Origin of the sequence: Saccharospirillum mangrovi (assembly GCF_003367315.1) — a bacterium.
Classification (GTDB): domain Bacteria; phylum Pseudomonadota; class Gammaproteobacteria; order Pseudomonadales; family Natronospirillaceae; genus Saccharospirillum; species Saccharospirillum mangrovi.
On sequence record NZ_CP031415.1, the window covers coordinates 630,727 to 644,199 of the forward strand.

Sequence of the window (13,473 nt, forward strand, 5' to 3'; positions counted from 1 at the left end):
TTCCACAACACATCTGTAACTCATACATATCGTTAAGGCTTCTTCGATTTTCTTTACAGGAGCGGTCTTTTGCTGACTTGAAGCCACATTTAAAGGGTTCATTTGCCAAAGTTTCAGACTATGAGCTGCTGACCTGATGTTATCAGCCAGCCTCTCTGCAATCCTGTACCCTCCAACCTTTCTGGCAGCTTAGGCTGGCAAGCTGGGTGGGCGCGCCAGGCTACCACCACCTGATGCCTGGCGAGTAAGCCGTACCCCAAGCAGCGCGGCTTCAAACGCGCCACTTGCGAATGCCTGCGGCGGTTCGGACAGCGAAACAGCTCAACATGCCGTTCCGGCCCCCAATCGCACCAATACCGGACAGAAACGCGCCCGCTAACATTGACCAACTTCACAGATCGCGGTATTGCTGGGCTGACAACCCGTATCCGTGGCGTGCCCCGTAACCGGCCGGGCGGTAGCGTGCCCAAACCGCCTCAGCACTGATCAACTGGACTGACCATGCCTCGCTCGTGCAACCCCACAACATGAGTGTAGATCTGTGTCGTCTCGATGGAGCGATGCCCCAGGATCTCCTGAATATTGCGCAGGTCCGCACCCTGGCGCAGTAGTTATGTCGCGAAGGAATGGCGGAAGGTGTGGCACGTTACCCGTTTATTGATGCCGGTCGTTTTCACAGCGCGCTTCAATATTCGCTGAACCTGTTGTTCACCGAAGTGATGGCGACGCTCCACCCTGGTACGTGGGTCTACCGAGTAGTGGTCGGCTGGAAATAGGTATTGCCACGCGAGCTCGTAGGGGCGTTGGAATACTTTCGCGCCAATGCATTCGGCAAGTAGATGCTACCGTGCCCAGACTGAAGATCCGCGTGATGCAACTGTTCTACCCGCGCGATCTGTTCTTGTAATGCTGTGATAAGACTGGTTGGTAAAAGCGCTTGACGGGCTTTACCTCCCTTTGCATCCTGAACAAACAACCCTTGGTTCGCGAGGTGCAACCGCATGGCTTCCATGATGCGCAAACCACGGCCATAGAGCAGTTGCACCACCAATTTATGCCGACCGGTCAACTGTAGAATAATGGCGTTCGCTTCTGCTCGGGACAGAACGGTGGGCAATCTCCTTGGACGGTTGGCCCGGTTGAAGTTTAAGTCACCGATTGTCTGTCCTAAAAAATCACGAAACAGGAAAACCAGAGCGTTCAGTGCCGTGCGTTGGGTGTTAACGGACGAAAAGCGATCGACGGCCAAATGAGACAGAAAGGATTCGATATGGTGGGCCTGCATCTGCCCGGCCTGGGAATAACCCCGAACGCGAATGGCCGCCCGAAACTGATCCATGAAGCGATGTTGATTAATGGGCGGAAGCGTTTTTCGTACGTCCATCAGGATTCCTTCCCTTGTTACACGATACTGTATATATAAACAGTATTCGGCTAAGGATTTCTGTGACGAAAATCTCAAAAAATGGTTGGGGCATGACGACTATTCCGGGTGATTCGTGGATAGTCTTCAAAAGTGACGAGTTATCCGGGATATATAGGCTGAAGAGGCGCCTATCTCGAAGCATTGATAATTTGGGCTCCTCCTGCGGTAAGCCCGTCCGGCGGGCTTTGGGAGGACCCGCGGCAGTCTGGATAGTAGGCTGATTTCTAGATATACGTCATAAACGACATAGAATCAGATGTTATAACTCTTTCTACCAGAGACCTAGGAGGTTTGAAGATGACTAAGAAAGTAGATGTAGAAGCAATTGAAAACAGTATTACTGAACTTACAAAGGAATTTAAAGACAGGCTCAGAAGTATTGATCCTGAGCTTATCGCTCAAATTAGGGTTGGGAGAGGGCTTAAACTCCCTGACGGGCACTTTTCAGATTGGCATGATAACTGGAATGATAAAGATAGGTGGTCTAAAACATGGGGAAAGGCAGGAGAAAAGGCAGATTTTGATTTCGACTCATTTGAAGACGAATTTAAGAAATGAAATTGATTGTTGTACAGCCGACATCCTTTTGTAACATCAACTGTTCTTATTGCTATGTTCCCAACCGTAGCGATAAAACAAGGATGTCGAAAGACACTCTCGAGAATCTGTTTTCAGGGCTTTTCGGGAGTGCCTTCCTAGAAGAGAATGAATCTGTCGAGTTTTTATGGCATTCAGGGGAGCCGCTAGTCGTTGGTTTACCTTTTTATAGAGAAGTATTCGAACTGATAGAAAAATACAACAAAAATAAGAATATAGTTGTTCATTCGTTTCAAACTAACGGACTTTTACTCAATGAAGATTGGTGTAACTTCTTTAGGACGAAAAAAGTTAATGTTGGGTTTAGTATTGATGGGCCAGAATTTCTGCACGATATAAATCGAGTTGGCTGGAACGGAAAAGGCACACATAGAGAAGTAATGGAAAAATATTGCCTGCTTCGATCTAATGGCATTTCCTCAGGAGCATTATGTGTGCTTACTAGAGAGCACTTAAGATACCCAAAAGAAATATTAAATTTTTTCGTTGAAAATCGTTTTCCGTCAGTTGGATTTAATGTTGAAGAAATAGAAAATGCAAATACAAATTCCTCTTTAGGGATTCGTGTCGATTTAATTCATTCTGACGTTATTACAGAGTTTAGAGAGTTTGTATCAGAATTTTATGACTTATGGTTGCCCTATAGCGGCATCATTGATGTAAGAGAGTTTCAGGATTTTTTTAATGTTTCACATAAAAAGATACTTGACCCCCTCTACCGAAGAACGCCTGATGAGGTTCAGGACTTTGGTATAGTTACTGTTCAGAAAGATGGTAGTCTGAGCACATATTCTCCTGAATTTGCTGGCGCAAAAAGCGATAAATATAGTGACTTCGTAATTGGTAATGTCCATCGTGATACCTTTTCAGATATTTCATCTTCAAAGCAATTTCTCACAATCAAAAATGACATGGATAAACATAAGGAAAATTGTGAAAATTCTTGCCAGTATTTTGATCTGTGTGGTGGATCATATGCTTCAAATGTCTTTTTTGAAACCTCTGATTTGACACGGCCAGAATCAACAGCTTGTAGATTGTTACGAAAAACACTTTACGATGTCCTGTTAGAAAAGCTTGCTTCAACTCAAGGAAATATTGAAAGTGGCTTTAGTATCAAAAGTTCACACTAGTTATAACAATCACAGGCAATGGACGCGAAAATGCCCGCGCCAGTGCTGTAAACGTTAGGAGTCTACATGGGCCAACTTCCTGATGATATATTCGAAAATAATGACGATTATTATGAACATATCGGGAACGGCTTGTGGCTAATGGACAGCCATAAATGGTCATTTGTTATTTGGAATAAAGAAAGAAATTCCGAAAATCATTATTTGCTAGTACATGTCGATTATCATTGGGATGCTGGATACGACTTTTGGGAGCACCCAGAGGAAGAAGAAAATTTTTTTTCGTCGGATGAGAACGAAATTATTGCAATCGTTAAAGAAGAAAACTTCATTAGATATGATTCTTTTATATGTCCTGCTATAGCAAAAGGAATTATCGATGAGGTTCACTTTTATTGTCTTCAGGGGGATGAAAGCGGCGAAGAAGCTATCTACGAGAATTTTCTAGATAAGTACAATTGCAAGCAGGTATTGCACGACTCAATAAATACACTTTCTGAATTAAAAACTGATAAGCCAATATTTTTTGATTTCTGTGTAGATGTTTTTAACCGATCAAATAAATACTATGAATCGGATATATGGTCGGACAATGAGATCGAAGAGTTCCTTGAAAGCTGTAAACAATTAGTCATATCCGCTGAGGTGGTCACCATATCCATGTCATATGGCTACTCTGGCACGAAAAATGATACCAAAAGACTCACAAAAAGGGTTGTAGAAAAATTTAATGAGTGGCGTAGAAACTCCTAACAAAGTACTCCTAGGGACAAACCTACGCTGCGCTTCGGATTCCCCCAGAGTACGACGTTAGGCAATAACACATGATCCACCGAATTCACATCTTTGGCGCGTCAGGCTCCGGTACCTCGACGCTCGGCGAGTACCTTACGAGAGAGATTGGCGGTTCATCTCGATACAGATTCATACTATTGGCACAAGAGTGAACCGCCATTTGCTCATAAGCATGAGCCATCAGAACGCATAGTGAAGATTGATCATGACATTTAGGGTAAAGAGCGTTGGGTTTTGTCTGGCTCGATTTGTAGCTGGGGAGATTCGTTGCTACACCATTTTACCCTCGCTATCTTCCTCTATCTTGACCCGGCGGTTCGAATGGCTCGAATAGCTGAGAGGGAGCGAACGCGATATGGTGATCGGATTCTACCTGGGGGTGACATGCGCGAGCAGCATCTTGAATTTATGCGCTGGGCTTCAAGCTACGACCATGCGCAGGCGCCAATTCGTAGTTTTATCATTATGAGCGCTGGATGTCGGGATTGGGTTGTCCGGTTTTGCGTTTAGACTCCGATAGGCCGGTTGAGGAACTGTGCAGCGAGATCTTAAGCCGGACACTCGCCTAACCAAGCCAGTCACGGCGACGTCTACTACATTTCGGCTTCGCCTCCATTCCGTAGCCGCGCGTGCTGAGCGGCGTTATGCAATCAAATGGAATCAATATGAACCTATCGGATATTTTCCCAAAAGAGTCCATTAGCAAAAAATTCAATAGTGAAATATCAATTCAAGAACGAGGCCGTAAAAATCTTAATGAAATAGCTAATCTAAAGACAGGCTGTATGGTAGAGATAGGTGGCGGGGCTTGGGATAGGTATGTTCAACAAAATCCAAGTTGTGACCCTAGAGCGTTAGGCTCATTTTTTGATGACGGTTCCCCTAAATTATATTTGGCTATGGAGCGCCTTACAGGGTTAAAAGTCTTAAAAGATATTCTATACACAACCGCACATGTTATAGATGAATCTCTTGAAGATACATTATGTGCTGAGTTATTACTTGCGGTTACGTGGCCAAATGTATTGCGAATATCAGATGTTACTTTCATCAACCCATATGGACCAATACCTGAGACAGAAAGGCAGTATCACTATCAAGATTATAAAGGTTTAGGTTTGTTTCCTGAGCTTTTGGAAAACTGTGAAAAGTTCTGCTCTGAAAACGATATTCCTGAAATCACGCTGTCTGCAGCGTATATAGATCTTGTACCTTTCTTTGAAAGTTATGGGTTTATGGTTGAAGACACACCAGCTGGAAGGGCATATCTTGAGCTGGAGGCAGGTATTCCAATGCACAAAGTTCTAAAGAATGCATAACAAAGCCAAGCACAATCGCCCAATGAAAAAAACGCATTGGGCTGGACCTCTCTGTCGCTCGGCCTGTGTTGGCGGCGTTAGGGTGAATTGGTTGGCATAGCTCAAATTATTTAATTAGAGATTATTAAATGGCATCTCTCTCAGAAGAAGACACCGTAAGGTCATGGCTTGACAATTTTGAAGACCAAGATCGACAAGCGGCAATTGATTTAGTTAACGAAGTGTTGCTGGTCAGTAGGGATGACTTTGTCGAAGAGTTGAATTCGCTGTTAGATTCGATCAGTGGGTCAAAAGCCTGCCCTAAAAAAATCGCCCTTTATGCCGAGCGTCCGGTAAAAAAAGTTTTTGGTAATACCCCTTGCTTTTTTCCAAATTCGAGACATGGACGGGCGGAAGGAAGTGGAGTGCCTCCCATAGTTGCTGATCCTAGGAACCAAGAAGTAGGAAGTGAGGGAATTGTTGCAAACCTTATTACTGATTATTCCCGAAGGAAAGGGGGGTTTTGTTTTTCCCACCCAGGACCAAATAAATTACGTAGTGAAAAGGTTAGAGTTATTGGCGTCGTAACCGATTTTATTGGTTCGGGCCAACGTATTATCAGAATGCTTGACTCACTCGGTTCTGTTGCGACTCTTAATAGCTGGACTTCATATAAACTTATTAAATTTGTCGTTCTCGCTTACTCTGGAACAACAGAAGGGCTAAAGGCAGTCCGGTCTCACAGGTTGCGGCCCGAAGTCCTTGTCGTAATGGGGTGCCCTACTATACAAAATTCTTTCGTAGGCGAAAGACGTAAAGAAGTGGAAAGGATATGCCATTCGCAGCCAAAAAGGCATCCGGAGCCGCTGGGCTTTCTAGCCAGCGGTGCGCTCATAGCATTTTCTCATGGTTGTCCTAACAACACCCCTCCAATTCTTCACAGCAGGAGATCGGGATGGAGACCTTTATTTCGTGGGCGGAGTACCAGTGAGCTTCCAAGTGAACTATTCAGATTTGATGAGTGCAACGCTCATGACCAACGAACGCATCGTCTGCTTAACATAAGAGATGCAAGAAATAAGCTGGATAGCTCCAAAAACGAAGAGTGGGTGACGGTTTTAAAGGTCTTAGCGGCAGCTGAAAAAGGGTTAAAGGACCCAGGTGAGATTTCTGCAAGGGTTCGCATGAAAATTAATACTGTGGACAACATTCTTATGTTAGCGATTCAAGCGCGGTGGCTGAATTGTGAACACCGATTGACGCAATTGGGAATGCGTGAACTCGCACGTTTCCGTCGGCGCCGCCGGAAAGCACCATTGCTTGTAGGTAGCGATGAAAGCTTTTACTATCCAACTCAGCTGAGGGCTCTATGAAAGAGATTAGATATTTGCCACGAAAGTGGCAAGGGGTTCCTTCTGCGGAGCCTAGGGTACGGGAGTTCCTGTGCTCAGATCGCGGAGCAGTCTTTTCATGCTGCGCATCAGCGCAATCTAGCCCGGGCGATGTCTTAGGGCTAGATCGCGCTGATCCCCACCGAGGTGGGTCAAAGTAATGTTTTTCTGGAGTCCTCAGCGCTACCAATTTGAAGGTGAAAAGCACGGGATAGATGACGATTCTATCGCTGCTTCCGTTGAAGTAATTAAACGAATTCAGAGTATTAATAAGCGGTTGCCAATTGTTCTAACGCTCCGTCATTTAAGTTGGCTAACGGATATTAACTACGGATATTTAAGGAAAGTTGTAAGTCGTGAGTCTGGAAAATACAAGCGTGTTCTTTTCAAGAAGAAAGTTCCTGGTAGGTCTCGTTACCGAGAAATACATATTCCTGAAGCATCATTGCTTACAGTTCAGAAATGGATAACGGCCAAAATATTAAGCAACACCAACGCACACCCTTCAAGTTTTGCCTATCATCCTGATTCTCAGCCTATTTTTGCTGCTAGTAGGCACTGCGGATGTAAGTGGCTACTAAAGATCGATATTGAGAATTTCTTCCACAGCATATCTGAGCGTATGGTTTATAAGGTATTTAGAGATCTTGGTTATACAAAATTATTATCGTTTGAATTGGCTCGCATAACTACGACGACAGGCCTTAGTAATAAAAGCAGTGAAGACATTTTTCGATCAGATTCTTCCCGGTGGCCTTCGATTCCGAATTACTATTGCTCTAATGAGGGGTTCCTCCCTCAAGGAGCCCCCTCAAGTCCAATGCTTTCGAATCTTGTTATGAAAGCTATTGATAAAGATCTAGAACATTTGGCTAATTGTAGCGGGTTTACGTATACACGATATGCTGATGACCTTGCGTTTTCAACAGAAAAAAGCGCGACAATAGTGGATATAACTAGATTTAAGAAAAAAGTTAATCGCCTATTGATTGAGGCAGGTTTTAACCCAAATAAAAGGAAGACTGCTATTCGTGGTCCGGGCGCAAGAAGGATTATACTGGGAATTTTGGTTGATAGTACAAATCCAAGATTGAGTAAGGAGTATAAGGACCAAATACGTCAACACCTATACTATTTGTGTTCACAAGAGCATGGCCCTTCTAAGCACGCAGAGGCCCGAAAACTTTCGGTGTCGACTTTGTTTCATCATGTCAGGGGCAAGATAGCATGGGCTAAAAAGGTTGAACCGGAGTTTGGCGCATTGTGTTTGGAAAAATTTGAAAGTATCAGTTGGCCACCATTAGATAAATGGTAAAGGTGACTTGATCACGCCATCTTGGTACAGCCCTAACAATCGCAGGCACGGCGACGTCGTCTATCGGGACTTCGCCTTCATTCCAAAGACGCGCATGCTGCGGGTTTTATTGATTTATAGAGGAGGAAGAGTGTCTCTGAAATATTTTTTATATTGGTGTAGGATAAAAAGGTTAAAAACTTTTGATGACTTACGTTTCTCATTAGAAAACTTCCCATATCGACATTTTTCATATGAACAAGGAAATGTTATAAGAAGGGGCGGTTTGAGAAATAAAAATAATGTACAAGACTATGAAATTTATTGTTCTTCAAAAACTCTAAGTGGACACATCATGACGATAGAGCGTGCAAATACAAAACATCAAGTGTGCTCTATACACCATCTATCAATCCATCCTGATTTTCGTAGGAAAAAGCTTGGGAAATCCTGTATTAAAGGTTTTATTAAGCTTGTTAAGTATGAGAAAAAAGTAGATAAATTAAGGTTTGAGGAGCGGCTTTGGTTCGAGGTTTACTATCAAGATTTTTTCAATAATACTCTTGGCGCAACATTGGTTAGTAGTAACCCTGATGTCTGGGAGCTAACTATGTAAGAATACATCACAGAACGCCCAATATTGACTAACAAACGTTCGGCATATCGGGATCCATTGTGTTTAGTGTTTATGAAGGTAAATCGAGCTGAGTGGTACGCTTATTAACCACTTGGCTTTGCCTATATTTTGAAGGAATTGCAATGTTCTGTGAACTGCCCCCAACTTTCTAATCCAAAGTGAACTTTGTAATGTTCATCACAAGAGAGGACGATGAGCATGAAGAAGCGATTCACCGAAGAACAGATTATCCCTACCCTGAAGGAAGCCGAAGCGGGTTTGCCCATCAAAGAGCTGTGCCGGAAGAACAGTATCTCGGATGCCACCTTTTATACCTAGCGGAAGAAGTGCAACGGCCTTGTAGTCTTTAGGCCCGTCGCCTCATAGCCTTGGAGGCAGAGAACACCCGCCTTAAAAGCTGCTGGCCGAGTCCATGCTCGATACCGAAGCCCTGAGAACCGAAAGTACTAACCGTCGAGAACAAGCGCGAGGCGGTGCGTTCCATGCCCTTGCAGACCCAGCTATCGGAGCGCAAAGCCTGTTCACTCGTCGGGTTATCCCGCGCCACCTTGAGGTATCAGCCCAAGCTGTCTGTGGAGGATCGGGCGTCGTCGGATCGCATTCGTCCCATTGTCTATGAACGTCGCCGGTTTGGTTACCGGCGCGCACTTCAGGTGTTGCGTCAAGAGGAAACGGAGGTGAACCACAAGAAGGTCTACCGACTGTATCGTGAAGCCGGACTGGCGGTTCGCCAGCGCCGTCATGGCGTGATGGTTGAGCGACAGTCGCTGATATTACCCGAAGCGCCGAACCATACCTGGTCAATGGATTTTGTGATGGATGCGTTGGCCACGGGCCGCCGCATCAAATGCCTGACCATCGTGGACGACTTCACTAAGGAGTGCTTGGATACCCGGTTGCCATAGGAATATCCGGTCACCAAGTAGTTCGATTGCTCAATGCCATTGCTGCTTTTAGAGGATATCCAAAGTCGATCAGAACCGACCAGGGCCCGGAGCTTACAGGCAAAGCGTTGAATCAATGGGCGTATGACAACGGTGTCGAGCTGAAATTGATCCAGCCGGGAAAGCCCACGAAAATGGTTACATCGAGAGTTTTAATGGAAAGTTCCGGGACGAACGTCTTAACGAACATTGGTTCCGAGACTTGGCACATGTACGAGAAGAGATCAACTGCTGGCGTCTGGATTGCAATGAATATCGACTGCACTCATCGCGGGGTTATCAAACGCCTTTGGAGTTTGCAGCGATGGTCCGAAAGGCGACAAAAGGTCCAAACGCAATGGACATTACTAGGACGCCGTTGGAGTGAATCTTGAGGCCAGGTCAGCAGAACCGAAGCGGGCAGTCGACATGGGTAGGTATCTCTAAATTGCTTTTAGAGGTTTCGAATCCGAGCGACCAGCTCGTTGATTCTGTCTGCTTTGCCTGGTCCAGTCCCGATAAGCGATTCGGCCAGGGTCATCAGCCAGTGAATGCGTTCATCTTCCGGCGCTTCCAGGATGGCATCCAATGCGCCATCCTCGATTTGTCCCACTATGGTTTAAAGGTTTGCTATCCGATGAACCAACTCACGTTTACGATCGTCCGCGCCGATATTGTCGGCTTTTATGTAGGACTCAGCCAATACCATCAGCCACCTCAACCGGTCTTCGTCCGGAGCTTCCAAAAGTGCATACAGGGCGTCGTCCTCAACCGCCAGCTCGCCAATACTTTGCAATCGGGCTATTTGGGCCTGACGCTTGGCGACCTGGTAGCTTTGCGTGGTCGATTCATACCGGTGCCCCAGCTGTACTTGAGCATAATTACCCAGTAGTGCGGCGGTGCCATGTCGTACCCAGTGGCCCGAAGCTCTGGCTAGAATCGCCTTTTCGCGATCGGTCAATCCCAGCTCTGGGTGCCGGTCGACCCAGCGCTGAACGTACTCGAACAGGCCTCCGATCTCAGCATATACAGTCGAATAGCTCAACGACGTCGACGCCTGGCGTTGCCGGCCAAGCCGCAGGGGCAACAGCAGATGCCGCGGGGCCAACTCTGTCGAGCTTGGCTCTCCGGGCTTGGGCGCTGATGATCGGGGCCGCACGGGCTCGGCTGGCAGGTCCATGGCTGCCCGGTACCGGTAATACTCATCCTGCAGCTCCGGCACCCAGGGCACCGGATGCCGCTTAACACCATGCCCTTTAACGACGAGTGACAGCATTGGGATGTCCTGGTCATCGAGAAAGATGTCATCGAGCGTGGCCAGGCAGCCGGAGCTGACCCGGGCCGCTGTATAGAAGTAGAAATTGAAGATCCAGCGCCGGTGAGCGAACACCCGGGGGGCGAGTGCCGGCAACCGGGGTGCATCAGGCCCCAGCCCCTGGCCATCGTCGGTAAATGCCGCCCCATGGTCCAGATAATGACGAATCGCCTCGATGCAGCTGAACGGAAGCTCCCGCTCCGATTTGCCGGCGTCCCCGTGCTGGCCCAGCCGGGTATCCTCGGTGAGGGCACTGGTCAGCTTCCAGGGGTTGCCCGGGAGGTACCCGGCATCGCTCATCCACTGGAACAGGGTCGAGATCCGATTCAGCGTCTGTTGCGCCGTCACGGCGTTCATGGGCGCTCTGAATGGGCGCCACTCTGGGTTCGGCCGATTTTCCAGGGTCAGCCAATAGGGCGGGGGCTTGCCGGCGCTGGACACGAAGGCCGGTTCCGGGTGCTGCAGCCAGGTCTGGAACTCAGAACAGTGCCGTAATTTAATCGATTGCAGGCTGTCCAGGCCCTGGACCCGCAGGAACACCAGCAGCTTGAGGATGGCGCCGGTCATCGCCTTGTGGGTCGTCGGCTTCTGGCACTTGGCCACCAGATACTCATGGATGGCTTCAAAGTCATTTTCGGCCGCGAGCAGGGACATCGGCCGACCGGCCGCGCCCGGTGATCCCCAGTGGCCCTGTTCCAGGGCATGGATCTGGTACTGCGCCTGCAGCAGCGGGGATGTCTCGATGGGGCGGGTGGCCATGCGAACCTCAAAATGCTATCAATATATTGTTTTATTACATTGATGGCTGGATTAAAACTAAGAGTGGCGTAGATACAGCTAACAATCAAATTCGTCCGACGCCAAAGAACGGCGCGGCTGATTAGGGCGTTATGCTACCAACATAATTGGAGTCTCGATTGAAAGTAGATAAAGGTCAGATTGGGTTAGCTTGAGAATTCAGGGTTGCATCTGAAATTCTACGGCGAGGTTTTTCTGCAAATATCACCTTCGGAAACACTAAGGCTACAGATATAGTCGTTCTGGGTAGCAGAAATCGATTCATACGTGTTGAGGTTAAGACGAGCAAAAATAACCATAATTTCGTGACCAGTTATTTCCCTAAGTACTCTGAGCCGGGTAACTCAGAGCCTGATCTTTGGGTGTTGTATTTGCCCAACCAAGGTGGGATGTCAGATAGCGATAGATTTTTCTTGCTGACCCATGAAGAGGTCGGAGAATTGCAACTGATAGTTAATAAAGGCAACGAAACGGAGAAGGGGAAAGGGGTTGATAATATCCCTCTAAAAGTCCTTCTGGAGAATAGATCAGATACCGAGGATCGATGGAATCTCATGGCCGATTTGTTGTCCTGAATTGAGCTCTAACTGTGGAAAAGCATAACAAGTCATCCAGTTCGTTCCGGCCTTCGGACTCCATCGGACGTCCTTGTCAGGGCGCCGCTGAATATTGGCGATAGTGTTCTCTAGAGTGGCCCGAGATTGGAGAGAGGGAGCTATAGGAAAATGTTAACTGACATATTTGCCGATCGTTATCTCGCGGTTCAAATGTGGGATGCCTTCACCGACGTAGAAGAACGATTCCTTGTACAGGGCTTTCGCATAGTTATCGAACAGTTGATTCCATATTACAGAGACGGAAAGGAAATAGCTTCAGCTAAAGCCACTTGGACTTCATTGCACGATAAGCTGAGTATGGAATTGGGGCTGACTGAGCTAGCGCCTAAAGCGTATCTTTTCCAATCAACCTACAACTGAAACCCGGTAACTCATAGCGGTACGTGGACAATAGAAAAAGTCTGCAAGGATTTTGTTAACGCCAAGTATGACGGTAACTTTTCACCGGATAGATTTATCAAAGAGCGCATTAGTTTCATTGAATTAGCTTTTCGCGAACGCGAAAACCAAATCAATTATATGAACGAAAAATTGCCTCAACAGCTCATTGAAGCCAGAATCGAGAGTAAGCGTGTCCGACCAGGTAGCAGAGGAATTAGATTGCCCGGAAATAGGGAGGATGGCTTGAGGGCATTTAACGAATCTATCAACCGAGCTTTTAAAGAATCGGTAGAAGAACTAAACGAACGAATGAGGCGGGCCAATTTCAATCTGCACTACCATAATGGTTTTATACAAATTTCTAATGATGAACTCATGAATGAGCAGGTTGAGGAGCCTTTCTGGGCTGTTATCAATTCTCTGCTTTGGAAGAATGTTGATATAGATATGAAAGAGGCTATCGACCTGAGAGACAGTAATGGTAGAGACCCAGCCTTCTACGCGGCACGAGCATTAGAAAGTACCATTAAGATAATATCCGACCAAAAGGGCTTCACGCACGGAAGCGAAAAAGGGGCACACAACTACATCGACAACCTCGGTAGCAAAAAGAATGGCGGTTACATTAATGAGTGGGAAAGGGAGTCGCTAAAGTCATTCTTTACTGCAGTTAGAAATTCGTTTAGTCACGGCCCCGGTAGTGATGACATGCCTAAGTTAACAGAACAGCAAACGGATTGGACAATAGAGTCTTGCATGTCTTGGATTAAGTCTTTAGTAAAGCGGATGTGACATATGATGTGCCAAGCAAACACTAACAATGCCAGCCAGAGGGACCAAAAACCCGCCGCTTCGCTCTGGTTTTTCG

Annotated in this window: 12 protein-coding genes and 2 pseudogenes; 10 read left to right on the forward strand and 4 right to left on the reverse strand. The window is 46.6% G+C overall.

Features of this window, described 5'->3' with window-relative positions; genetic code table 11:
• Nucleotides 1-476 precede the first annotated feature (476 nt).
• Together DW349_RS17590 and DW349_RS17595 are read right to left on the reverse strand one after the other, a co-directional pair.
• Nucleotides 477-734 (reverse strand): annotated as a pseudogene (locus tag DW349_RS17590) (tyrosine-type recombinase/integrase).
• 14 nt (nt 735-748) lie between these two features.
• Entirely contained in the window at nt 749-1,384 is a 636-nt protein-coding gene (locus DW349_RS17595; protein WP_108126724.1) for a phage integrase N-terminal SAM-like domain-containing protein, read from the reverse strand.
• A gap of 339 nt (nt 1,385-1,723) precedes the next feature.
• Here DW349_RS17595 and DW349_RS03060 point away from each other — a divergent pair, with 339 nt between their 5' ends.
• The 8 genes and pseudogenes from DW349_RS03060 (at nt 1,724) to DW349_RS03095 (ending at nt 9,882) form a co-directional block, all read left to right on the forward strand.
• Entirely contained in the window at nt 1,724-1,984 is a 261-nt protein-coding gene (locus DW349_RS03060) for a hypothetical protein (protein WP_108126726.1), read from the forward strand.
• Complete coding sequence (gene grrM / locus DW349_RS03065) at nt 1,981-3,156, forward strand: cyclophane-forming radical SAM/SPASM peptide maturase GrrM/OscB (protein WP_108126728.1); 1,176 nt, start codon at nt 1,981-1,983, stop codon at nt 3,154-3,156. Before DW349_RS03060 ends, grrM begins: the two co-directional genes overlap by 4 nt.
• 66 nt (nt 3,157-3,222) lie before the next feature.
• Entirely contained in the window at nt 3,223-3,909 is a 687-nt protein-coding gene (locus DW349_RS03070; protein ID WP_108126730.1) for a peptide arginase family protein, read from the forward strand.
• Between the two features lie 707 nt (nt 3,910-4,616).
• Nucleotides 4,617-5,270, forward strand: a complete 654-nt coding sequence (locus tag DW349_RS03080) for a GNAT family N-acetyltransferase (protein ID WP_108126732.1) — start codon at nt 4,617-4,619, stop codon at nt 5,268-5,270.
• A 128-nt stretch (nt 5,271-5,398) separates the two neighbouring features.
• Nucleotides 5,399-6,622: a phosphoribosyltransferase-like protein gene (locus tag DW349_RS17300; RefSeq protein WP_157954427.1), complete on the forward strand. Its 1,224-nt coding sequence runs from the start codon at nt 5,399-5,401 to the stop codon at nt 6,620-6,622.
• Between the two features lie 178 nt (nt 6,623-6,800).
• Entirely contained in the window at nt 6,801-7,955 is a 1,155-nt protein-coding gene (locus DW349_RS03085) for a reverse transcriptase family protein (protein WP_108126734.1), read from the forward strand.
• Between the two features lie 130 nt (nt 7,956-8,085).
• Nucleotides 8,086-8,550 carry a GNAT family N-acetyltransferase gene (locus DW349_RS03090; RefSeq protein ID WP_157954428.1) on the forward strand — a complete coding sequence of 155 codons (465 nt, stop codon included), beginning with the start codon at nt 8,086-8,088 and terminating at the stop codon, nt 8,548-8,550.
• Between the two features lie 219 nt (nt 8,551-8,769).
• Nucleotides 8,770-9,882, forward strand: a pseudogene (locus tag DW349_RS03095) (IS3 family transposase).
• A 66-nt stretch (nt 9,883-9,948) separates the two neighbouring features.
• On the opposite strand, the gene DW349_RS17600 reads toward DW349_RS03095, so the two are convergent.
• Together DW349_RS17600 and DW349_RS03100 are read right to left on the reverse strand one after the other, a co-directional pair.
• Nucleotides 9,949-10,083, reverse strand: coding sequence for a hypothetical protein (locus DW349_RS17600; RefSeq protein WP_269801852.1), 135 nt, complete (start codon nt 10,081-10,083; stop codon nt 9,949-9,951).
• A 30-nt stretch (nt 10,084-10,113) separates the two neighbouring features.
• Nucleotides 10,114-11,568: a hypothetical protein gene (locus DW349_RS03100; RefSeq protein ID WP_108126738.1), complete on the reverse strand. Its 1,455-nt coding sequence runs from the start codon at nt 11,566-11,568 to the stop codon at nt 10,114-10,116.
• A gap of 764 nt (nt 11,569-12,332) precedes the next feature.
• On the opposite strand from DW349_RS03100, the gene DW349_RS17640 reads away from it, so the two are divergent.
• Entirely contained in the window at nt 12,333-12,584 is a 252-nt protein-coding gene (locus DW349_RS17640; protein ID WP_108126742.1) for a hypothetical protein, read from the forward strand.
• Between the two features lie 117 nt (nt 12,585-12,701).
• The gene (locus tag DW349_RS03115) at nt 12,702-13,397 is read left to right on the forward strand and encodes a hypothetical protein (RefSeq protein WP_420820708.1); all 696 of its coding nucleotides are present in this window, start codon (nt 12,702-12,704) and stop codon (nt 13,395-13,397) included.
• Nucleotides 13,398-13,473 lie beyond the last annotated feature (76 nt).